The organism is Bradyrhizobium sp. YCK136, from assembly GCF_044570075.1.
GTDB lineage: Bacteria > Pseudomonadota > Alphaproteobacteria > Rhizobiales > Xanthobacteraceae > Bradyrhizobium > Bradyrhizobium diazoefficiens.
In genome coordinates this window covers 2,537,674-2,560,877 of record NZ_CP172424.1, presented here as the reverse complement: position 1 = coordinate 2,560,877, position 23,204 = coordinate 2,537,674, and the positions used below count along the sequence as shown (strand labels likewise).

The 23,204-nt window shown below is 60.9% G+C and carries 17 protein-coding genes and 1 pseudogene; 14 read left to right on the top strand and 4 right to left on the bottom strand.

Annotated elements, in window-relative coordinates; translation table 11 throughout:
- Nucleotides 1-894: 894 nt before the first annotated feature.
- Nucleotides 895-1,137 carry a hypothetical protein gene (locus tag ACFLEY_RS12010; protein WP_211433903.1) on the bottom strand — a complete coding sequence of 81 codons (243 nt, stop codon included), beginning with the start codon at nucleotides 1,135-1,137 and terminating at the stop codon, nucleotides 895-897.
- 242 nt (nucleotides 1,138-1,379) lie between these two features.
- On the opposite strand from ACFLEY_RS12010, the gene ACFLEY_RS12005 reads away from it, so the two are divergent.
- Nucleotides 1,380-2,144, top strand: a complete 765-nt coding sequence (locus ACFLEY_RS12005) for a bifunctional 2-polyprenyl-6-hydroxyphenol methylase/3-demethylubiquinol 3-O-methyltransferase UbiG (RefSeq protein ID WP_211433902.1) — start codon at nucleotides 1,380-1,382, stop codon at nucleotides 2,142-2,144.
- Nucleotides 2,145-2,312: 168 nt separating this feature from the next.
- Here the strand turns inward: ACFLEY_RS12005 and ACFLEY_RS12000 are convergent, their stop codons facing one another.
- Nucleotides 2,313-3,152: an HlyD family efflux transporter periplasmic adaptor subunit gene (locus tag ACFLEY_RS12000; protein ID WP_249163119.1), complete on the bottom strand. Its 840-nt coding sequence runs from the start codon at nucleotides 3,150-3,152 to the stop codon at nucleotides 2,313-2,315.
- Between ACFLEY_RS12000 and ACFLEY_RS11995 the strand changes: the two are divergent.
- The 6 genes and pseudogenes from ACFLEY_RS11995 to ACFLEY_RS11970 form a co-directional block, all read left to right on the top strand.
- Nucleotides 3,055-3,650: pseudogene (locus ACFLEY_RS11995) on the top strand (integrase core domain-containing protein); the annotation flags it as partial. The gene ACFLEY_RS12000 and the pseudogene ACFLEY_RS11995 overlap by 98 nt on opposite strands.
- Nucleotides 3,651-3,654: 4 nt before the next feature.
- Nucleotides 3,655-3,990: a hypothetical protein gene (locus tag ACFLEY_RS11990; RefSeq protein ID WP_211433901.1), complete on the top strand. Its 336-nt coding sequence runs from the start codon at nucleotides 3,655-3,657 to the stop codon at nucleotides 3,988-3,990.
- A 69-nt stretch (nucleotides 3,991-4,059) separates the two neighbouring features.
- Nucleotides 4,060-4,260 (top strand): hypothetical protein, encoded by a 201-nt coding sequence (locus ACFLEY_RS11985; RefSeq protein ID WP_396604646.1) that lies wholly within the window; start codon nucleotides 4,060-4,062, stop codon nucleotides 4,258-4,260.
- Nucleotides 4,261-5,390: 1,130 nt separating this feature from the next.
- On the top strand, nucleotides 5,391-7,673 hold the full coding sequence (locus ACFLEY_RS11980) for a heparin lyase I family protein (RefSeq protein WP_211433899.1): 2,283 nt from the start codon (nucleotides 5,391-5,393) through the stop codon (nucleotides 7,671-7,673).
- A gap of 111 nt (nucleotides 7,674-7,784) precedes the next feature.
- Nucleotides 7,785-10,433, top strand: a complete 2,649-nt coding sequence (locus ACFLEY_RS11975) for a type I secretion system permease/ATPase (RefSeq protein ID WP_211433898.1) — start codon at nucleotides 7,785-7,787, stop codon at nucleotides 10,431-10,433.
- Nucleotides 10,420-11,844, top strand: a complete 1,425-nt coding sequence (locus tag ACFLEY_RS11970; protein ID WP_211433897.1) for an HlyD family type I secretion periplasmic adaptor subunit — start codon at nucleotides 10,420-10,422, stop codon at nucleotides 11,842-11,844. The genes ACFLEY_RS11975 and ACFLEY_RS11970 overlap by 14 nt, the downstream gene beginning before the upstream one ends.
- 222 nt (nucleotides 11,845-12,066) lie before the next feature.
- Here the strand turns inward: ACFLEY_RS11970 and ACFLEY_RS11965 are convergent, their stop codons facing one another.
- Nucleotides 12,067-13,584, bottom strand: coding sequence for an undecaprenyl-phosphate glucose phosphotransferase (locus ACFLEY_RS11965; protein WP_396604645.1), 1,518 nt, complete (start codon nucleotides 13,582-13,584; stop codon nucleotides 12,067-12,069).
- Nucleotides 13,585-14,099: 515 nt separating this feature from the next.
- Between ACFLEY_RS11965 and ACFLEY_RS11960 the strand changes: the two genes are divergently transcribed.
- From ACFLEY_RS11960 to galE, 3 genes are all read left to right on the top strand, one after another.
- Nucleotides 14,100-15,005, top strand: coding sequence for a polysaccharide biosynthesis/export family protein (locus ACFLEY_RS11960; RefSeq protein ID WP_396604644.1), 906 nt, complete (start codon nucleotides 14,100-14,102; stop codon nucleotides 15,003-15,005).
- Nucleotides 14,987-15,322 carry a hypothetical protein gene (locus ACFLEY_RS11955; protein WP_249163117.1) on the top strand — a complete coding sequence of 112 codons (336 nt, stop codon included), beginning with the start codon at nucleotides 14,987-14,989 and terminating at the stop codon, nucleotides 15,320-15,322. The genes ACFLEY_RS11960 and ACFLEY_RS11955 overlap by 19 nt, the downstream gene beginning before the upstream one ends.
- Nucleotides 15,323-15,572: 250 nt before the next feature.
- A complete protein-coding gene (gene galE / locus ACFLEY_RS11950; protein WP_211433918.1) occupies nucleotides 15,573-16,631 on the top strand; it encodes a UDP-glucose 4-epimerase GalE in 1,059 nt (352 codons plus the stop codon).
- Between the two features lie 464 nt (nucleotides 16,632-17,095).
- On the opposite strand, the gene ACFLEY_RS11945 is transcribed toward galE, so the two are convergent.
- A complete protein-coding gene (locus ACFLEY_RS11945) occupies nucleotides 17,096-17,473 on the bottom strand; it encodes a VanZ family protein (RefSeq protein WP_060908500.1) in 378 nt (125 codons plus the stop codon).
- Nucleotides 17,474-18,118: 645 nt separating this feature from the next.
- Here ACFLEY_RS11945 and ACFLEY_RS11940 point away from each other — a divergent pair.
- From ACFLEY_RS11940 to ACFLEY_RS11925, 4 genes are all read left to right on the top strand, one after another.
- The gene (locus ACFLEY_RS11940) at nucleotides 18,119-20,347 is read left to right on the top strand and encodes a hypothetical protein (protein ID WP_060908501.1); all 2,229 of its coding nucleotides are present in this window, start codon (nucleotides 18,119-18,121) and stop codon (nucleotides 20,345-20,347) included.
- Nucleotides 20,348-20,451: 104 nt separating this feature from the next.
- Nucleotides 20,452-21,483 (top strand): TAXI family TRAP transporter solute-binding subunit, encoded by a 1,032-nt coding sequence (locus ACFLEY_RS11935; RefSeq protein ID WP_396604643.1) that lies wholly within the window; start codon nucleotides 20,452-20,454, stop codon nucleotides 21,481-21,483.
- Nucleotides 21,480-22,100: a hypothetical protein gene (locus ACFLEY_RS11930; RefSeq protein ID WP_060908503.1), complete on the top strand. Its 621-nt coding sequence runs from the start codon at nucleotides 21,480-21,482 to the stop codon at nucleotides 22,098-22,100. Before ACFLEY_RS11935 ends, ACFLEY_RS11930 begins: the two co-directional genes overlap by 4 nt.
- Before the next feature lie 36 nt (nucleotides 22,101-22,136).
- Nucleotides 22,137-22,742 carry a DsrE family protein gene (locus tag ACFLEY_RS11925; protein WP_011089058.1) on the top strand — a complete coding sequence of 202 codons (606 nt, stop codon included), beginning with the start codon at nucleotides 22,137-22,139 and terminating at the stop codon, nucleotides 22,740-22,742.
- The last annotated feature ends 462 nt before the right edge of the window (nucleotides 22,743-23,204 follow it).

Genomic DNA, 23,204 nt, shown 5'->3' with positions numbered 1-23,204 from the left:
AGGCCACCTCCACGCCGCGCGGAGGAATCGCTTCGTCGAACCAGAATTCCTCGACCTTCGGCCAAGCCCGCAGGACGATGCTCATCGGTGCGCTCTCTTCATGATCCAGAGAAATCGGGACAGCCGCTGGCACTGAACAGCATGGCGCAGCCTGGCCGGATACTTTGCGCGGACATGTCAGGCCAAGACCGCCTGCGCCGCCGATCGACCAGCACGCGTTGTTGCTCAGGCTGAGTGGCAGCTATCGTCATGACTACGTCGAGATTGCCGGCGCGGCGGCTCCTGGCTCAAACCGCACATCGCAATGCAAATGGCATCGCTTTCGGGGTCATCGGCCAATCTCCAAGTCAGCGACATAGCGTGGAGGGACTCTTGTACTGCGCAGTTGGCTCCGCAAAGTAAATCCGGCCTTGGCAGTCGCATCTCGTTAGGCGATATGCGGACCACGCATTGCGATGGCCTCCTTTTCGCTTCCGTCAGTTGCCAATCATCAGTCATGTACTGATTATTGGACATGGAATCGAACGAGCGATCAACCATGTCGAAGATAACGTAGCCACCAGGTACAAGCTTATCGCGGCACGCTTTGAGATATTCAGTCATGTCGATGGGCGCGGAGTAGGTTCAGCTGATCGCCAATAGTGCGTCGATCTTCTTGTTTCCAAGCAAATTCTCGGCACGCGAAGCCAACAAGCGCTTCGTACCGTTCGCGCAGGACGTGGAAGTGGAATGGTGGTCGCGAATAGGGATCGAGCCACTGTAGGCGCACGCACGTTGTGGCTATTTTTGACTACCTCAAGTGAGGGATCGACAAACGACCGGGAGGTTATGTCATATCTTGCCTCACGGAATCTTACCCAAATTTGGCAGTTAGGAAACCATCGGCATCCTCTATTAAAAACCTAACGGGGGATAAATGGTTGTTTCAAAATCAGGAAAATTCGCGATCAGCAGATCAGTTTGTGCCACACTTGTCGGTTGTGACAATTCCTTTCGGCGCGGCATCTTGATCGGCGCCTTGAACATTTGGACGAATTCGAGAATGTCCTGGTCGTCGGCGCGGTTGAGCGCGCCCAAATAGCTAGGTTTCTGTGCGAAGTAAATGCAGTTGATCACCAGCAGGACAGCGATTCTCACGTTTCCGATCAAACTGCCGGATGGAACAGAGCCGTCAGCGACGTTTCCGAACGGGGACGGCTCGGAAAATTATCGAAATCGGTGAAAAACGCTGGTCCTTGGTGCGCTTCGGGAACCCCAGAGGTACCACTAATGATTTCGCTAGCCGAACAGCTGGGTCGCTCACTGTATCTTTCAAGTGGTAGAGTGGACGACGTCCCACTTTGGCTGCCAATTCTGAAAATATATACAGGCGGGGAACGATGTCACGACTCGATCCGAAATCATTCGATCTTTACTTCGATATCGCAGAGCGGGGAACGGCTCGCGGCAATCATCGCTTCTATGTGAACTACCTTTTTGAAGGCATCGATTTCAGAGGCAAGACGATGCTCGATATAGGCGGCGGCAACGGGACTTTCTCGTTCTACGCTGCATGTGCGGGAGCAGAGAAAGTCATCTGCCTCGAGCCGGAGGTCGCCGGTTCGTCCACTGGGATGAACGCTGCTTTCGAGCGAACGGCTTCCTTCCTTGATCAAAGAAACGTGCAACTGCTTCCTCACTGCTTGCAGGACTATGAATCTAGCGATGGCGGCTTCGACATCTTACTTCTCCACGCGTCGATCAATCACTTGAACGAGAGCGCGTGCATCCGTCTGCCTCGCGATAGCGAAGCGCAGGGCTCGTACAAGCAGTTGTTTGGCAAGCTTGCCTCTTTGGCTCGTCCGGGCGCCACGCTTCTCGTCGTTGACTGTGCTCAACGGAACCTATTTGCCGACTTGCACATCAAAAATCCGTTCTTGCCCATGATAGAGTGGCACAAACATCAATCGCCAACGTTGTGGGCCCGCCTTCTTGGTCAAGCCGGCTTCACCAATCCGACAATCCGATGGAATTCATTCAACACGTTGAGAACCCCTGGACGGCTGCTTCTAGGCAACCGCGTTGCCGCCTACTGCCTCACGAGCGTGTTCTGCCTCACAATGGAGCGACAGCGCCATGCCTCGGCGCCTTCGAGCATGATGTAGGGATTACTCACCCTGTCGTTCGGCCGGAATCTTGACCTCCATACCCGGCGTCCGGCAAATCCAAACTCGCCGGGCGATCCGCTATGTGTCCGATCTCGAGGCCGATGCTGTGGCCACCGAGATCTCCTGCCGTTCGGCAATCAGCTCGCAGAGGCAAACAAAGCGCCTCTATCGCTCTCGCAGGACGTGATGCTCATACCGGGCCAGCGGCGAGAGCAGAAGAGCAGATAGCCGATGATGCGGCGGGATCCGGTCTTCACCTCCGCCGTGACCACCATGCCCGGGCCGAGATCGACGACGCGATCCCCCCGCCGTCAGCTGCCGCTGGTCGAGCGATATCCCGGCGGCATAGACGAGATCGTCCGGCCCCTGCTGCTGCCCGCTCTCCGACGGGTTCTGGGCGCGAGGCCTGGCCTCGGCGACGTCGCGGCCGTCGCGGGCGATGGTGTCGGGCGAGACGCTCAGCACCTTGCCATAGAGCACTCCATAACGCGTGAAGTTGAAGGTATGGACCTTGATCTCGGCCTCCTGTCCAGCTTGGATGAAACCGACGTCGTCGTTCGACAGCATGGCTTCGATCTCGAGGTGGCTATCCTGTGAGACGACCACGGCGAGCACCTGGGCCGGCGTGACGACGCCTCCCACTGTATGCACGGCAAGCTGCTGGACGACGCCGTCGACGGGAGCGACGAGATCCTGGAGCTTCGTCCGCAGATCGGCCTTGATCACGTCCTGGGCGATGCCGGCGGCCTCCTGCTCGGCTTTCGCCAGTTCGTCGTACAGCGTGCGCTTGAACTCCGCCGCAGTCCTGTCGCGGGTCTCCTTGATGGCCGCGAACGCCGCCTCGGCCTCCTTCAGCTTGCTTCGCTCGCTCCTCGCCAGCGAGCTGGCAAACGTTGCGGGTACTGCGGGGACCCGCGCCCCGATCGTAGTCAAGGCGAGGCCCAACGCGCGCTGGTCGCTGGACTTCGTCCACGACCAGTTCGCGAACGGCCGGCGCTTCCGCATCCTCGACATCGTCGACGAGGTCACCAAGGAATGCCTGGGAGCCATTCCGGAGACGTCGATCTCGGAGCGGCGCGTGGCCCGCGAACTGACGGCAATCGTCGAGCGACGCAGCAAGCCAGGAATGATCGTGTCCGACCATGGCACCGAATTCACCTGCATGCCATGCTTGCCTGGAGCAAGGATACCGTCTTCGACTGGCACTTCATTGCGCCGGGAAAGCCGATGCAGAACGGATTCATCGAGAGCTTTATGGCCGGATGCGCGACGAACTGCTCAACGAGACCTGTTCTTCGATCTCGACGACGCCCGCGCCAAAATCCGTGACTGGCTCGCCGTATCCGGCGTCCTCACTCGTCGCTGAAATATCTCACCCCCGCGGCCTTTGCCGCCCACCCGGACGATCGGCTGCGCAACCCAGACCAGCTCCGCCGATCGTCCGTTGCTCCACCTGCGCCACTTGACGTACAAAACCCCGAGACTCTAACCGCCGCTGGATGAAGGTTTGGCGGCAGGTCAGGAAGAACAAGATCGTCATCGCGAGCTGCGTGAGCTGCAAGCTGCATTTCTTCAAGCTGGTCGTGCAGTCGCCGGATGGCAAGATGAGGGAGTACCGCCAGACGCCGAAGGAATACCTGAGATCGTGGCGGCAACCGATTACAAGCAGCGCATCCGCATGACGCTGGAATATTTTCCATGCCGAGCGGCCTCAACTGTGCCGTCGTCGGTAAGCTGTACCGGCTACGACCAGGGCTTGTTCGTGAAGAACGGCGCCGGCTCCGCGGATGTCAAGCCGATCGCGCACCTGTACAAGGCGCAGGTGCACGCGATGGCGCGCTAACTCAATTACCCGACGATGTATGCAATGCGCGCCCGACCATCGACTCGTATAGCGTGGCACAGGTGCAGGATGATTTTCACTTTTCGCTGCAAAATCGATCTCGCGTTGTGGGCGCACAATAACGGCATCGCTCACGCTGAGTTCGGGCCGCATGTCAGTCTGACCGAGGAGCAGGCGCAGGCGGTCTATGCTGATATCGAAGCCAGGCGGGGCACTACCGCGTGTCTGCACGCGCGGCCGATGTTAATTCAGGAAGCCTATTCAAAGTAGCGCCGTAAATAAGGCATGCGCCTTTGTCGATCCGCCCGTCGATATCGGCCTTCACATAGAACAGCGTTGCACCATAGCCGGAGAGCATGTCTTGCATCGTGATGCCAGGCACCGTGATCGAACCGACCGGGCGCCTGTGCACCACGCGGTCGCCGAAAACGGAGCTCGAGTCCGGGTCGGCGCCGCTCAGCACCAGCTCGAAGGGTCACGACTCGTCGATCGCCGCGTTGACGCATATCAGTTGTCCCGACGCCATCTCAGTGGCGAACTTCTGGGTGGCGTGTTGCACCAGTTCCGGAGTTGGCCTCCACCGCGACTATCCGACATCCGGACTGCAAGAGGTACGCCGTATCCGCGCCGTCGTACGTGCCGATATCGAAAACAATTTGCATTCGGTGTTTCTCCCTCGCAGTGGTTCCAGAACCAGCATATGTCGGCAATCATCTGATTGTCGCCCCGGATAAGCCTGACGGGTCTGCAGGGACCTCGAGCTTGTTGTCCGCGATAAACTCGACTCGCTTATCTGCCGTTCGCCCGGTCCCGTGTTCTCATCAGTCTGCTCCACCAGTGCAACTCGGTTCGCGTCAGCCGGCAGGCTGGCCATCGCGGAATGGGCAAGTGTCTTCACAGGCGCCAAGATGACGATCGCGCTACTGAACCGCCTGTCCCATCACTCGGATACGAACAAGAACGACAGCTGGCGCTGAAAATCCAGTGAAGCCGATCAAGCACCCGTCGCGCTCGCGACTTCTCCACAGACGATCACTCAATTTTGTCCGATTGGCCGGCGAACAGTGCGTGTTTTCAACGCCATACCGGTGCACGTGTTGCCGCCCTATACGTTTGTATAAAATCACATTCTGAAATTTTTTTCGCCACACTTCCTAATTAACCCACCGGCTGAGCAGTTGGGGGGGCAAAATCCCACTGCCATTGGAATCTGTTCGCGGCGCCAAGCGCGTTGCGGCCATGCGCTGTGTCATTCGCCATTGCGATGTGCGGCACATGAACTCTGTTCGCAGTGCTGCGCGCTGCGAACATGCAGTATGTTGCGCGTCATCGTATGCGCGGCAGTGGAATTCCCTTGTCAAGAGAAACATCTCACTCTGTAACTCGATGGAGGCCTGAAAGTGAATACTACTGGCACGATCACGTCATTTACGTCTACGCCGAACAGGCAACTGTATATCGGTGGCGATGCGTACACAGTTCAGGATGCGGGCCAGAGCTATAGCCTGACCAATCCCGATCCCCAAACTCTGCAACTCGAAATTCGACCTGGCGATCACGCCTACTTCGATGGATCAAATGTTGATCGCGCCCAACTATCACAAGTCAACTCCATTCCCTTCGGGACTCCCATCGGCATCGATTTTCAGTTCATGATGCAGCCCAATGGGCCAAACAACACATTCGTCAACACGGCATCGTGGGCTGACATTGGAGTAATACATGATAACGGCCCTTCGACTAACACCGGATCGGCTCCAGTTTGGATCGGACTTGATGGCGACCATCTGAATGTTGGCATTAACTACAGGAGCGCGACCGGAAACTCCGTTCCAGGAGGTCAAACGCTCTGGACCGACCCTAATCCAATTGTTCCCGGCCAGTATAGCGATATCAGAATCGAGGCCAACGTCACCAACAACTCAAGCGGTTATGTAAAGGTCTGGGTAAATGGCACTCAGGCTGTGAACTATCAAGGCCCCCTAGGCTATGGGAACTCAACCTATTGGATACCAGGAATCTATCGGTCGGCGGATGCGCCCCAGACTCTCACCGTTGACTTCCACAACATGACGCTGGTCACCGGATCGCAGGCGATCGGCTGGACGGGTGTGGGCGGCACAACGCCCACGACCCCAACCGCCCCCGTCAACGTCGCGCCGACAGTGACGCAGGCCTCCGCTTCACCAGGGACGGGAGTCGAGCATGCCGGCGATACCATCACCATGACACTCGGCTTCAGCGAGGCCGTGACCGTCACCGGTACGCCTACGCTGTCGCTCAATGACGGCGGAACGGCCACCTATGTCGGTGGCTCGGGCACCAGCTCGCTCACCTTCAAAACCACCGTCGCGTCGACTGACAAGGACACCTCGGCGCTCGCGATCACCGGTGTCAACCTTCCGACCGGCGCGAGCATCAAGGATGGATCCGGTCTTGCGGCGAACCTCTCAGGCGCCGTGAAGACGTTCTCCGGTCTCCAGATCAACCCGGTCCAGCCGGCGGTGACGCAGGCCGCGGCCACTCCGGGAACGGGTACCGAGCACGTCGGGGACACGATCACGCTGTCGCTCGCCTTCAACGAGGCCGTGACGGTAACAGGTACGCCCACGCTGTCGCTCAATGACGGCAGCAAGGCCACCTACTTTGGCGGCTCGGGCACGGGTACGCTCACCTTCAAAACGACTGTCGCGTCGACCGACACCAGCACCTCGGCGCTCGCCATCACCGGCGTGAACCTGCCGAGCGGTACGGCCATCAAGGACGCGAGCGGTATTGCGGCGAACCTGTCGGCTGCGGTGAAGACTTTCTCCGGCCTGGCGGTTTCGACGGCACCGGTGACGCCGACCGCCCCGACGACGCCGACCACGCCGACGGCACCAACGACGCCGTCAGCCACCACGCCCGTCCTCACGATCGCGGATCACTCGCTCTGGGTGGCCGGAAGAGGCGGCAAGGTCGATCTCGGGACCCAGGTGACCACGACCGACTCCAACGACGTCGTGACCGTGAACATCACTGGGTTGCCCAAGTACGAGACGATTACCGACAAGCTCGATGGTCAGACGTTCCGGGGGAATAACATCACGTTGACGGCCGCGCAGGTCGACAGCGGATTGACGCTGACCTCGACCTACAGGGGCGGGGGTCATCCGACCGCAACGCTCACGCTGACCGCAAGCGCAAAGGATCCAACCACCGGTGCGGTTGCGACGGCCTCGCCGCAGACCATCACCGTGGTGGATCCACGGCCTGCGACGACCACGACCACGACGACGTCGTCGCACCACCACCACCACACCGCGACCAATCAGCAGCCTGTTGCCACCACGACGGCCGTGGCCCCGACGACCTCGCACACGACCGAGTCCACGGATCATCAGCACACGACCGCTGCAAACACGGGGTCCTTGGCAAGCCAGGGCTTTGCGCTGCTCCAGCAGCACTTTGACCCGGCCGCCAGCACCCTGGCAACGACCGCTGCCCATCCGATCATGGCGGCGGATCATCCGGCTGCGACCGGCACCACGATGGCGTCGTTCGCGAGCCAGAGCTTTGCGCTGCTGAACCAGTACCTGGCCGCTCACACCGGCCACGTGGATCCCGGTCAGTTCGTGGCGGCTCTGTCGCGGGCGACCGGTTGGGGGGGGCACGACTCGTTGCTGGCCCGACCGCAACACTAAGGCCGAGCCGCACCCAGGCTCAGCGCCTGGGTGCGGCCCCGTCAATGTTTGGGAATGCATGAGAAGGAACATCATACGCGGCCGGTAGCCGCGAAGGGTTGAGTATTTTAAATGGCGATCCAGAATGGAAATGCCCATGCCGCAGATCTCGGGCTTCGGTCCCTTGCTCTGTTCCTGCGCCTTCATGGCGTGAACGCCGAGCCCGACCAGCTCCGCGACCGTTGCGGAGAGAGCGCAATCGGCATCCGTGCGATGCTTCGCTGCGCCCGCGATTTCGGACTGAAGGTCGGTTCGCGCACGACACATTGGAAACAGCTTGCAGGCATCAGCCTGCCCGGAATCGCCGCGCTGCGTGATGGCGGCTTCCTGCTGCTCGGGAAGGTCGAGGACGACGCCGCGCTTGTGCTGCATCCGACCTCGGCACATCCGAAGCTGATGCCGCGTGCGGAATTTGAAGAAATCTGGGACGGCCGCTTGCTCCTGGCCGGATCCCATGGCCTCGCCGGTCGCGCGCAGCATGCCTTTGCCGGTCTGATTGCGCGCGGGCGTGATCTGGTTGCGCTCGCCGGCGATGCTCTGGCGTCTGCACGGTCCGCCGAACGTCGCGATATGCCCGTCCAGGGGCCGGCTCCTCAGCCTGCGGATGGCGATGAGTCGGGACTCATTGCGATGGCGATATTGCTGCGCTGCCATGGCATTGCGGCCGACCCGGAGCAAATTCGCCATCGCATGGGCACCTCGCGGATCGGTGTGACCGAAATCCTGCGCTGTACCAAGGAGTTCGGCGTCAAGGCGCGGGCACAGCGGTCAAGCTGGAACAGGCTTTCCGTCACGCCGTTGCCGGCGATCGCCGCACTGCGCGACGGCGGCTTCCTGGTCCTGGGCAAGGTCATCGACGACAAGATTCTCGTTCAGCGCCCATTGTCTTCCCGACCCGAATCCATGACGCAGGCCGAACTCGAGGCCGTCTGGGATGGCGACATCATCCTGATGACCCGGCGTGCGGCTCTGACGGATCTGTCCAGGCGATTCGATATCGGCTGGTTTCTCGGTGCGGTCCACAAGTATCGCCGTCTTCTCGGCGAAGTGCTGATCGCGTCGTTCTTCCTTCAGGTCTTTGCCCTCGTCGCCCCGCTGTTCTTCCAGGTCGTCATCGACAAGGTACTCGTGCATCGGAGCATCAGCACGCTCGACGTCCTGGTCGCGGGTCTCGTCGCGTTGACCTTGTTCGAGACCGTTCTCGGCACGTTGCGCGTCCATCTGTTCGCGCACACGACGAACCGCATCGACGTCGAGCTCGGCGCCCGGCTGTTTCGTCACCTGATGGCGTTGCCGATCGCATATTTCCAGACACGCCGCGTTGGCGATTCGGTCGCACGCGTTCGCGAGCTTGAGAACATCCGCCAGTTCCTGACGAGCTCGGCGCTCACCCTGGTCGTCGATCTTCTATTCACTGTCGTCTTCCTTGCGGTCATGTTCTACTATTCGGCCGCGTTGACGTGGATCGTTCTGGCGTCGTTCCCGTTCTACATCGGAATTTCCGCCGGCGCCGCGCCGCTGTTTCGCCGGCGGCTCGATGAGAAGTTCAATCGCGGCTCGGAGAACCAGGCCTTCCTGGTCGAAAGCGTCACGGGCGTCGAGACGCTGAAGGCGATGGCAGTTGAGCCCCAGATGCAACGCCGCTGGGAGGAGCAACTCGCCGGCTATGTGGGGGCGAGTTTCCGCGTCCTCAGCCTGAACAACACGGCGAGCCAAGCGGTCCAGATGATCAACAAGCTGGTCACGGCCGCAACGCTCTACTTCGGCGCCAAGTTCGTGATCGGCGGCGACCTGACCGTCGGAGAGCTGGTCGCGTTCAACATGCTGGCGGGGCGGGTAAGCATGCCGGTGCTTCGGCTCGCGCAGATGTGGCAGGATTTCCATCAGGCCCGGCTGTCAGTCGATCGTCTCGGCGACATTCTCAACACCATCCCGGAGCCAAGCTTCAGTTCGGCCCGCGCCGCGCTGCCGGCGATCCGCGGCAAGGTCGTATTCGATCACGCGACCTTCCGCTACCGGGTCGACGGCCCCGAGGTGCTGCACGATGTGTCCTTCGGCATCGAGCCCGGCCAGGTCATCGGTATCGTTGGCTCTTCGGGCTCGGGCAAGAGCACCATCGGCAAGCTGATCCAGCGTCTCTACGTGCCGGAGAGCGGACGCGTGCTGGTCGACGGCGTTGACCTCGCGACGGTCGACCTGACCTGGCTTCGGCGCCAAATCGGCGTGGTCTTGCAGGAGAACGTGCTCTTCAATCGCTCGATCCGCGAGAACATTGCACTCGCCGACCCGGCCATGCCCATGGAGCGCGTCATCGAGGCGGCATCACTCGCCGGCGCTCACGACTTCATCCTGGAGCTGCCCGAGGGCTACGACACCATCGTGGGCGAGCGCGGCAGCAGTCTATCCGGCGGGCAGCGCCAGCGTGTCGCGATCGCTCGCGCACTCATTACCAACCCCCGCATCCTTATCCTCGACGAGGCGACCAGTGCGCTCGACTACGAAAGCGAGCGCGCCATCCAGCAGAACATGAAAAGGATTTCCGCCGGCCGGACCGTCATCGTCATCGCTCATAGGCTCTCTACCGTGCGCAATGCGAACCGGATCATCACTCTCGAGCATGGCCGTATCGTCGAGGACGGCAGCCATGATGAACTCATCCGCTCGAACGGGCGCTACGCAAATCTCCACTATCTGCAGGCCGGTATCCATGACGTCCGCTAATCGGAATATCGTTCCGTTTCCGAGAGCCGAGGTCCGACGGCGCGAGCACGAGATCGCGTTTCTGCCGGCGGCACTCGAGATCACCGAATCGCCGCCGTCGCCGATCGGTCGCGCGATCGGGGCGAGCATCATCGCGGTCTTTTGCGTCGCGCTGTTGTGGGCATCACTGGGCAGCGTCGACATCGTCGCGACCGCAACGGGCAAGATCGTGCCCGGCGGACGCACCAAGCTGATCCAGCCGTTCGAGACTGGCGTTGTTCGCGCCATTCACGTACGGGACGGACAGAGCGTCAAGGCCGGCGACGTTCTGATCGAACTCGACCCGACGATGACGGATGCCGATCAGGAGCGCCAGAGAAGCGATCTCGTTGCGGCCGAACTCGACGTCGCGCGGCTGCGAGCAGCGCTCACCAGCGATCCGCTTGCCGCCTTCCGATCACCGCAGGGCGCAAGCGCCGCGGAGATCGAGATGCATCGCCAGTTTCTGATCAGCCAGCGCGCCGAGCAGAGCGCCAAGCTCGCCGAGATCGAGCGCCAGCAAGCTCAGAAGGAAGCGGAGCGAGCGACCACATCGGCGAGCGTGGCGAAGCTCCAGGCGACGATACCGGTGCTCCAGGAGCGGGTCGACATCCGCAAGGGTCTCGTCGACAAGGCCTTGGCCTCGAAGGTTGTCTATCTCTCCGAGTATCAGGAGCTGGTCGGCCTTCAGCAGGATCTGGTCCTCCAGCAGAGCCGGCTCGGCGAAGCCGACGCCGCCATCGCCCTGCTGAAAGAAACGAAGGAAAGGACTGCGGCGGAGTATCGGCGAGCCACCTATGACGCACTCGCGAAAGCCGAGCAGAAGGCAGCGAGCGCTGCGCAGGAAGTAGTCAAGGCGGATCGGCGCACGAAGCTTCAGCAGTTGACCGCGCCGGTCGACGGCGTCGTTCAGCAGCTTGCCGTTCACACGGTGGGAGGCGTGGTGACGCCGGCGCAGTCGCTCGCCATCGTGGTTCCAAGCGAGAGTCAGCTCGAGATCGAGGCCATGCTCTCCAACCGCGACATCGGCTTCGTCCATCCCGGACAGAAGGCGGAGATCAAGATCGATACGTTCAACTTCACGCGCTATGGGCTCTTGCATGGGAACGTGCTCAGCGTGTCGACCGACGCCATCACGCGGGACAGGCAGGGCGGACCGAACGACCGCGCTTCGGGCACGGCGCAAGGCAGCAGCGAGCCGAAAGGCCAGGAGCTGGAATATGCGACGCGGATTTCACTCGACCGTACACACATGCAGGTGGAGGACAAGCTCGTCAAGCTCGGTCCCGGCATGGCGGTGACGGTCGAGGTCAAGACCGGCGCGCGCACGATCATCAGCTATCTTCTCTCGCCGCTGGCGAGGTACAAGCAGGAATCGCTGCGAGAGCGGTAGACACGGGTCGACCGAGCTTGCGGCCTTTCCCGGTAGACCTGCTGGTCATCCGCCGCCCGTGCGCGGCATCAGGGGATCACGAGATACGGAGGGGCCACGCGCCCCTCCTCCAACGTGTCGTCCCCGGGTTGCACTTCTACGCCTCCCTGATGATGAGAAGCGGGCTGCGGGCAGCGGGTGCCAAGGTTCAACATCACCAAGTGAAGGGCCGGCACCGACTAATCAATAGGCATTCCAATATGCCTTCTTCGAAAAGAAGGTCATGACCATGATCTTGAAGTCGAGAAGGACTGACCAGTTGTCGATGTAATACAGATCGTGCTCCACCCGACGCTGCATCTTCTCGAGCGTATCGACGTTACCACGATACCCGTTGACCTGAGCCCAACCCGTTATACCAGGCTTGACGTTGTGGCGGCGGGAAAACGACGAAATCAGCGCGTTGAACGACTCGTTTTGCGAGGTTGCGTGCGGACGGGGCCCGACGATCGACATGTTGCCGAGCAGGACATTGAACAATTGCGGAAGCTCGTCGACATTGGTCCGGCGCAGAAGGCGTCCAACACGGGTCACGCGTGGATCGTGCCTGGTGGCCGGCCTGAAGTTGTCGCCCTCCTCCATGACGGTCATCGATCGGAACTTCAACACGCGAATGGGCTCGTTGTTGTAGCCGTGGCGTGTCTGTCGAAAGAACACCGGCCCACGAGACTCGAGCTTGATTGCGATCGGAACGATCACGAAAAGGATGCTGGTCAGAACAAGGCCCACGCTTGCAACGGCGATGTCGACTCCCCTCTTGATTGCTCGGCTGAAAGGAGTGAGCGGAGACTGGAATATCCGCATCGTCACCATGTTGCCGAACTGGGTGCTCCGCGACACGGCCATCAGATCGATGGACCCAACAAGCACGACGTGAACGTCTACCGGCAGGTCTGACAGGGCGGCGGCAAGCGCGAGAGCAGAGCCACAATCTGATTCTGAAATCAAAATGACAACGTCATCCACCCGGAAGGGTCGGCAGTTCGCCACCAATTGGCGGACATCAGGTGGCGCCTGGCCGGCGTCGGGGTGCGCAGGAACTAAGGAAGCGGCGCGGGCCCGCGGAAAGTCGAACGAGCGAATGGTCCGAATTCCGGTGGCGTTAGCTCGCGCAGAAAACTGCAAGCAGTGACCCGGGTCTCCTATGAGGATGACGCGCCTGGCATCGATCAGGCCAGACGCGATAGCAGGCTGCAGCACTGAAAACCATATTGCCCGCGTGCACAGCACGGTGACCAGGACACTCCCGGCCTGAACGATGACAGTTGCTCGCGAGTAATCCCCCGAGGCTTTCAGAACGAATATTGCCGAGACGAAGAATGAGAATACGAGGAGGACGGCGCTGGCACCGCTCCATAGGAAGACGTGGCGGGGCTGCGTCAGGATCCGGGAATATTGCCGCAGTCCTGTGGAGACCAGCAATTCCAATGTGGAAATCAGCAGGGATTCCAGAATGTACCTGGCGGAATCCGGCGACTCCAGCAAGACCACGCGATGATAAAGGACAGCCGCGAAATAGGCCGCACCGGCTACGAGCAGGAACTCTGTGCCTGCTGCCACGACCAACAGAGCAGTCAATCTGCTCCATCCAACGCCTCCTGCAATCGCCCTGCCGTCATCGAACGAATGTGCCTGAAGCTTGGTAGAGGCCGGCAAATTGGTGAAGGACGCATAAGTCATCGCAGTCAGCCACCCGATCACTCGCCACTTGGGCTGATTCAGTACAGTCCGGGTCACTGCATGAAAATTGGCAATGCGGATGGGTCGGGAAAAAAGTGGGTAACTACGATGGTCGATTGAGCCGCGACCGCGCGGGATCAGATTCGGGCAGCAATGGAAGCGCCCGTCCCAGTGGGTTCGATGGGCATGATGGAGAACCGATCGGTCGAACAGAGGGGAGGAAGGCACCAGCGGTTCGGCGTCGATGAGAGAACAGAACGTCGTTTGGCGGATCGCCCGTCTGGACGGCTAGTCGGACGGTTGTTGGCGTGCTGCCTTCCATGGACAACTTTGAAAGACTTCACCTCGGACCACGTTCGTACAGGGAATGTCGCAATGCCGAACTCCAGACTGCGCAATAGCTTCCATGTTGGCGTCTCTGGCAGCGACCTGGGTCGTTGCATCAAATGGACCTTGGTGGCTGTTGGCCTGGCAATCTCCGTCACTCAAGCAGGGCGGAATATCTGGTAAACATCGGAGATGTACTGGAGGTTGCGGTGGCGGGCGTGCCGGAGCTACGGCATCGTGCTCCCGTTCAAATGGACGGGAATGTTTCGTTGCCACTGATTGGAACGCTTCCAGTGGCCGGCCTGCCCTTACCACAGATCCGCGCCAAAATCGGGGCTGCACTGGCGAGGAAGGTATTTCGACAGAGGACGGCCGATGGCCGGGAGACGGCCGTCGTGATCGACGCAGACGAGGTCACGACGGTCATCGCGGAATACAAGCCCATATACGTAAACGGGGATGTATCGAAGCCGGGTGAGTACCCCTATCGTCCGTCCATCACCGCACGCCAGCTCGTCGCCGCGGCCGGCGGCTACGACATCATGCGCGTCAGAATGAACAACCCGTATCTCGAGTCAGCGGATCTGAGAAGCGAGTTTGGTTCGCTTTGGACGGAGCTGGCCAAAGAACAAGCGCGCATGTGGCGCATCAAGTCCGAACTTGGAGAGGGAACCCAGATCAGTCCGGCCGCTCTGATGGACGCGCCCTTAGCTCGATCGGCGATTTCGGAAATCGTCAACGCAGAAACGGAATATCTGAAGACCAAGCAGAGTGATTATCAGCAGGAAAAGACGCAACTTCAGCGCGGCATTCGACAGGGAGACGACGAGGTCCGCGTGCTGTCGGAACAGCAAAAGAAGGATGAAGAAGGACTTCTGTCAGATCTTGACGACCTGCAGAAAGCGACCGAGCTCTTCGGCAAAGGTTCCTTGATCAGCCCTCGCGTTACGGATGCTCGGCGCGCCGTGTTGCTGTCATCAACGCGGAAGCTACAGACCTCCGCGCAGCTGATGCAGGTCAAGAAGCAGCAGGACGAGTTCGTCAGGAAGCTGGCAAAGCTGGATGACCCCAGCGGAGGCTCGACCTGCTCTGTGAGATGCAAGATGCCAGCGTAACGCTCAATCAAATCCGCGAAAAGCTGCAGAGCGTCGGCGAGAAACTTCAGTACACCGGGATGGTTCGGTTACAGCTCGTGCGAGGAACCGGCAACCACGCGGAGATTGCCATCATCAGGAAGGGCGATAAGGGACAGGAACGGATCATCGCAAGCAAAGACACCGAGTTGCAGCCGGGTGACGCCGTCGACGTCGCCCTCCGATACCAGGATGGTCCTGCCGTGCCTCCTCGAAGAACAGGCAGTTCAGACATTCCATCAGGGACAAGCCGGACCGATGCGACCGCAGGCGATTCGGTGCGCATCGGGCAAAGGTGACAAGCGCCGTCGCAATTCCGCAGCGGGAGATGGCATTTTGCCAGCTGTGCCTACGTTGGCGTATCCGCCCCCCTGCTCTGCCATCGCAACAACATCGGCGAAACCGCCTCACGGCGGCACCACCCGCGATGCAATCCACCGGAGGTAGCTCATAAGGCCCAAAATCTCCACGCCCCGCGGGCGCGACTTGCAAGTAATGTGGTGCTGCATTGCACGGAGGCCAGTTGAGCGAATGCGGAAGCTGTCCGAAATGATCTTGGTGACCGGGGGTGCCGGCTACATCGGGTCCCACGTCTGTATCGCATTGCTGGACGCCGGGTTCGGCGTCGTCGCCGTCGACAATCTTTCCAACAGCAACAAGGCCTCGCTTGAGCGGGTCCAGTCCATCTGCGGGCGATCGCTCATCTTTCGGCATGCCGATATCCGGAATGAAGAGCTGATCTACGACATGCTTCGTACCTGCGGAGTGACTGCGGTCATTCACCTTGCAGGACTGAAGGCGGTGGGCGATTCCAACGTACGGCCCATGATGTATTACGAGAACAACGTCCTGGGAACGATGCGGCTGGTGTCGGCCATGAAGCGGGCGAATGTAAAGACGCTCGTGTTCAGCTCGTCGGCGACCGTCTACGGGATGCCCAGATACCTGCCGCTCGACGAGAAGCATCCCCTCGGTCCGACCAATCCGTACGGCCGCACAAAGCTCGTCATCGAGGAGATGCTGAAGGATCTCTGCAGGTCCGACGACGGTTGGCGGATCGGCAATCTGCGCTACTTCAACCCGGTTGGCGCGCACGAGAGCGGGCTCGTCGGGGAAGACCCGCTGGGCGTTCCCAGCAACCTGCTGCCGTTTGTGGCACAGGTGGCGATTGGACGGCGGGAGAAGCTGCAGATCTGGGGAAACGACTATGACACGCCTGATGGCACCGGAATCCGCGACTTCATTCATGTGGTCGATCTCGCATCCGGGCATTTGAGTGCCCTGCGCCAACTCGGACAGCCCGGTCTGATCACGGTCAATCTTGGAACGGGCAACGGCAGCAGCGTTCTGGACATCGTCCGTACGTTTGAATCGGTGAGCGGGCGATCAATCCCCTATGAAATCAGGGAGCGCCGGGCCGGTGATGTCGCCGCCTGCTATGCCGACCCGACGTTTGCGAAGAACGCGTTGGGCTGGACATCGACGCGGTCGTTGGAGCAAATGTGTGCGGACCATTGGCGTTGGCAATTGCAGAACCCCAACGGTTATCAGGGCAGCGAGCTTCCGAAGGTTCGGGAGCGGTCCAGGCATCTTCGTCGTCATGCCTGAGCGTACGCGTCCGAGGTGTTGAAACGTGCACCGGCGGGTCTGATCGCATGAGTGGAGTTCGAGACGAGCTGCAGCAGCGTGCATGTCGCCCATCAGAGGTAGCTCGTAATGACCCAAAATCTTTTCACCGCGGAACAAGCCTGCAGGTAAGATGCAGTCGCGCCTGGGGATTTGCGATGCCACACTATCGTGCGTACGTTCTGGATGAACATGGCCAATTGGGAAGCGTCGTCAACCTTCACTGCCCTGACGACGCGTCCGCAACCAAGCGGGCCGGACGGTTGGCCGATGGTCACGAGGTTCAGGTTTGGCGACTTGTTGCCGAGCTCAAATTCGACGATCCGCAGCACCGATCCAGGCGGCGACGGAGTGTCCGTGCACCAATGCACTGAGCTCTATTGATGGTGCGCTTCGTCTCGCGGTCAACTCGCGCACCCCCGGTGCAAGTCATATCAGCGTGCTCACTAAGGGCGTTGGCGCGTCACCGCGTCGGGATCTTGGCCTAATTGCGCCATCATCCAGCCGGCCGCCGCGGAAAGCGCGAAGCCGACGCAGGCCGAGAGCGCATCGACCATAAAATCCTCAAATCTCGCGTGCCGTCCCGGCACCCATAGTTGCATGATCTCAAGCAGGCCGATCAGGGCAACGGCGAGCGCTGAAGCAGTCAAGCGCCGCTGCGGATAAGCAAAGCCGAAGACAATCCCGATCAGAAGGAAGGCGAGCGCGTGATCGCCCTGCTGTCCGAGAAAGGGGTGAGGCCGAACGTCCTGAGGTCCAAGCGTTACGACAGTGACGGCGGCTGCGAGCAGCCACGCGATCAGCCGAAGAAGAGCGGTAACCACTAAAGGGCCTCAATTGGCAGCCCCACCCGGGGTTCTTCATTTCCGAGACTCGATTTCCAGAACATGCTCCCTCCACTCAGCGCAAACGGCAACCTCAATAATCGCACCCTTCGGCAAACATTTCTCGCACGCTGCGCCGAGGCCGCGAACCTTGAACGATCCATTCGGCGCAGCGCTCCCAGTTCGAGTCAGATCGACCTGCCAGTTTCCACGCCGAGCTGACGGGCCTGCAGCAGGGTGTGTTCGCCTGCAGTGGCACTAGGTGGTGGCGCTGCCTGCTCCGGAGCAATCCCGTCGCCCTGCCGTGGAATTCCCTTCGACCAAGTTCATGCCCTACCTGAGCGGTACCAGATCAATGGTTACCACCTGCTCCTGACATATGAGTGCAGGATTCCTGATGTGCGTGGACGAAAGGAGAGTACTCCAAAAGGATTGGACACTGAACCAAATCCGGAAGGCTCCAGCCCGCTGAGGCCATCTCATTGTTCATGGCTTGGATGATCGGGCACAGTCCGAAGCCTAACCCAAAAGTGGTGGGGAGGGTCCTCCATTCGAGCTATATGATTCGCGTAAAGATGGAGCGCATAATGAGGCATCTGGGGGCATCTGAAGGATATCGTATCGCCACGCGACAGGTGATTGCCGATGGCTCGCACGGTCATGCTCAACGGGGACGTGAAGATCTCCCTCACGCGCGGAAGATGCGCCCCCCTGTGGATGGCAGCGGTCATGCTCGCCATGACATGGCCGTTGGAAACGAAGGCTTCCCAGGATCAGGCGCGGCACCTCGCAGACGCGCAACAGGCGACAACTGCCCGCGATCGCGGTTCTGACGAGTTCGAGAAGTTGTTGCCGCGCCCGGGCGGCAGCGACAAGTCGATACAGGTTGCGCAGGCGGCGACTGGCGACGCAGGGGCCCTGCAGCAGCCTCCGAAACAGCAACGCGACTGGGCAGAGTCGCTGTCGTGCGAACTTGGCTTCGCAAGGCGCGACATAGAGTTGCTGCAACATCTCGAGCGGGAGCATGATCGGGTCGAGTGGCTGGTGCAGGCACTCGACGATGCGCGGCGCGAGGTCGAAACGCAAAAGGCGTTGACAGCAAAGGCCGTCGAGGAAGGTTCCCGACTGAAGGAAGCTTCCCGGCCGAACCAAGCGGGCGAGAGTGGCGCGGCCGAGCTGCAGGCATTCCTGCAAGAGGAGCGCGAGCGGTCGGCGCGGCTGGAGCAGGATCTCGCAGCCGCCCGGCGCGATGTCGAAACCCAAACCGCGCTGGCGACGAATTCAGGTGAGGAAGTATCCTCGCTGAAACAGGCGCGAGAGAGCGTCGCCGCGGAGCTGCAGAAGACGCTGCAGCAGGAGCGTGAGCGGTCGGCGCGGCTGGAGCGGGATCTCGCAGCCGCCCGGCGCGATGTCGAAACCCAAACTGCGCTAGCGACGAAATCGGGTGAGGAAGTGGCCGCGCTGAAACAAGCGGGGAATGGCGTCGCTACGGAACTAGAGAAGACACTGCAGCAGGAGCGTGAACGGTCGGCGCGGCTGGAGCAGGATCTGGCGGCCACGCGGCGCGATGCCGAAACCCAGGCTGCGCTGGCGGCAAACGTGAACGAGGACCTTTCGCGGCGAAGTCGGGCGGCGGAGGCCAGCGCCGAGGACTTGAGGCAATCGATGCAGAAGGAGCGCGAAAGGGCCGACACGCTTGCGCAGGATCTCTCCCTGACGCGAAGCGCTATTTATGCATACCAGGCACAAACGGCACCGGTGGCGAAAGCCAGCGAAGACGCCTTCCTACCGAAAGTGGCAGGAGAAAGCGGCGCGGCAGAGTTGCAAAACTCCCTGCAGCATGAGCGGGATCGGATCGGCGAGTTGGAGAAGACGCTTGCGGCTGCGCGACGAGATATCGATGCGCAGACGGCGCTGGCTGCAAATGCCAGCGACGAAGTCGCCAGGCTGACGCAAGTAGCAAAAGCCGGCGCCGTGGAGCAGAGACGGTCGATGCAGAAGGAGCACGAGAGAGCCGAGGCGCTGGCGCAGGATCTCTCGATGGCACGCAGCACGATCTACGCATACGAGGCTCAAGCGGCCAAAGCCAGCGCGGAAGCAGCACAGCTCAAGCAGGCTGAGGCGAACAATACCGCTTCCTTGGCGCAATCGCAACGCGAGCGCCAGCGGGCTGACCAACTGGCCCGGGATCTCGCGAAAGCAAGCCGCGATCTCGACGCGCAGACCGAGCGCGCGTCCAAGGCAACCGAGGAAACCGCTAGGATCAAGCAAGCCGGAGAGCGCGACTCGGCCGAGCTGCGCAACTTGTTGCTGCGTGAACGCGAGCGGGCCGAGGGACTGGAAAGGGACCTCGCATCGGCGCATCGAGACAACGGCGCGCTTGCGGCGAAGATTCCCTCCGTTGCGTCTCCGCCGGCTACCACCGGCAAGGCCGTGCGCGAGGAGCTGTCAGCGCCCGCACGGCCAATCCAGAACCGGCCGGTCCAGGACAAACCAGTCCAAGACAAACCGGTCAGAGACAAGCCAGTCCAAGACCAGGACATAGCGGCGCGCAGCCAGGCCGGCGCCCAGGTCATTCCTAAAGAAGTCAATCCTAACGAAGGGGTGCAAGCGGCGAAATTGGTTGCGCGCGCGAGCGTACTGCTTGAACAGGGAAACATCGGCGCGGCGCGGATCGTGCTGGAACGTGCCGCCGAGATGGGCAGCGCTCGAGCAAGCTTCGTGCTCGCAGAAACCTACGATCCGCTGATCCTTCCGAATTTCGGAACCTATGGAACGCAAGGCGATCCCACGAGGGCGCAAAATCTTTATGCGCGGGCCGAAGCTGGAGGAATCAAGGAAGCGAAGGCGCGATTCGAAGCGTTGCGCCGATAGCGCGGTCTTATAAGGCGATTTTCCCAGCCGACATGCGCCATCAAGGATCGAAAGCGCAGACACGGATGCAGCGTGCGTAAAGGAGTTCGTTGATGAAAAGATTCATGGAATTGCAACGGCTGCTGTTGCTCGTGGCGCTCGCATCATTGCTCCTGGCCATTCAACCCTGGGCGGATGCGCGGCCGCAGGACATTCGGCCTCACAAGGTCCGTCTGGCGCGGCCCGAGCCGCCGCAGCCAAGGCCTGAGGTGACCGCCATGAACGCCTGGACGATCGGCCTGGCCGGAGGTCTTCTCGAGGGCGCGCCGATCCGCCTGGCGGCGGAGATCGCGCGTGTGGTCGACGATGGGGATAACCTCCATGTCCTGCCGGTGGTCACCCGCGGGGCAACTGAAAACGTGAATTCGCTGCTCTATTTGCGGGGCATCGACGCGGCAATCATCAACTCCGACGCGCTCGAGGAGTACAAGAGCCAGGTGCCGGACATCCAGCGACGAATTGCGTATGTCCTGAATCTGTTCCCGTCCGAGCTGCATATCTTCGTTCGGCCGGAGATTCAGAGCTTGAGCGATCTCGCCGGCAAGAAGGTCAATTTCAATACGCAGGGCACCGCTGCGGCCTATTCGGGGCCGCTGATCTTCAGCCGCCTCAACCTCGAGGTGGAAAAGACGTTCATTCCGCACCAGGTCGCGCTCGAGCAGATGCGCAAGGGCGAGATGGCCGCCGTCGTCTTCATTACTTCGAAGCCGGTGGATGCTTTCGTGCGGGGCCGCTGGGAGCCGGGATTCAAGTTCCTGCCTCTCCCCTACGACGGCAGGTTCGAGGACTACTATCTTCCCGCTGCCCTCGGTGAAGCCGACTATCCCGCTCTGATCAAACCGGGCGAACGGGTTTCAACGATCGCGGTGCCGACCGCTCTGGTCGCATTCAACTGGCCGGCCAACTCGAACCGCTCCGAGCGCGTCGCGCGCTTCATCGATCACCTGTTCTCCCGGATCGACAGATTGCAGGGGCCAGGCTTCGATCCGAAGTGGAAATCCATCAACCTTGCTGCGACGGTTCCGGGTCTCACGCGCGTCCCTGCGGCGCAGCTGTGGCTGGATCGCCAGCCCCGCGCAACACAAGCATCGCAATGAAACGCGCCGCGGTCCTTCTTCTTATTGTGCTCGGGGCTACAGGCGGCATTGCGTTGGCCCAGGATCCCATGACGCAGCTCCGTTCCTGCCTTCAGAAGGACCACGCGGAGCGCCTGGCGTGTCTGAATAAAATGACGCGTACCATCGCGCCTCAGAATCGCCCGACGCCCGAAGACGACTGGATCGTCAGCCAGACGACCTCCCCCATCGACTACTCACCGATCGCGACCGCTACGACATCGTCGCGCAGCGGGACCGGCGAGTCCGCGATGCAATTATCGATTCGCTGCCGCGGTGGCCGGACGGAGCTGGCACTCGCGGGACCCGGCATCTCCCGCGGAGGCGGTGACGATGCGATTTCCTATCGCGTCAATGACAATCCGGCGGTGCAGGTTTCGGCAGCCGCCCCGGCATTCGGTCCCGGCGTCGCGTTCACCGGGGACGTCCTTCGCTTACTGCAGTCGCTTCCAGGCAGCGGGGACCTTATTGTCCTGCTCTCACCACGGGGCGGCGCTGCCCGTGACGGGACGTTCTCCCTCGCCGGGCTGGATGCGGCGCGTGCGAAGATCGCCGCGGCGTGCAAATGGCCGCGCGCGATCGCGACACCAAATCGTTGATGGTGTGCATATGATTTTCTTCGATGGAGGCGGATAATGATCAGATTTCAACATATCGCCAAATCGGTCGTGATGGCAGCGATCGCCGTTCTGGTTTCCGCATCGTTTTCGGCCGCGGAGCAGGGCGGAAAGTACTGGACGCCGGCGGACGGGCAACCCGTCCCGCACAAGGCGGGCCATGCGAGGCAACACGTGGCGAAGCCGACGACGGCGACGGCGACGCGGAAGCAATCCGCGTTTGCCCGCATGGAGGATTCGGCCGCAGCAAAGAAAAGAGAACATCATTTGATCCTGCAGGTGAATACCAACGACCCCGCAGCGATGAATCTCGCGCTCAACAACGCGACCAATGTGGCGCAATACTACAAGGACGCTGGCGAGAAGGTGAAGATCGAGGTCGTCACGTTCGGACCCGGCCTGCACATGCTGCGTGAAGACACCTCGCCGGTAAAGACGCGCATCGAGGAGATGGCCCTGAGCACGCCCGAGGTTTCGTTCAAGGCCTGCGGCAACACCCAGGAGAAAATGCAGAAGGCCGAGAGCAAGGACATACCGATTGTTCGGCAGGCGGAGGTCGTGAAGTCGGGCGTCGTGCGCGTGATGGAATTGCAGGAGATGGGCTGGACCTACGTCAAACCGTAGGCCAACCATGTCAGGATCGGCCCAAACCAACCCCAAATTTCCATCGGGGTCGCGTATTCAGGTAAAGCCCACAGCTGGCCCTCGCTTGGCTGGAAAAACCGGGAGAGTGATTGGCGTTGGATACTATCCGAAGAGTCTCCGTGTGGTTCTCGACGGATCGAAGGCTCCGCTTACTCTTCACGCAGACTATGTGGTCGCGATTGATGCGCGAACCGACCATCCACGGTCGGATTGATAGATGGCGTCTCCGGTATGGACTTGAAGATCACCTGCCTTCTTACCGATTGAAAAACGGGGACTCTCGCTCCAGTCCGTCAAGGTCCGGATCGCCCTCTCCGGCGGGTGAAATCGTCCGCGCGGTAAGATCACGTCACCGCCAGCGCAGTCACTTTGATGCAGGACCTCAAGCTATAGCGCGGGGTAGCCCTACACATCGTCAGGGCCCGATATCGGAAAAGACCG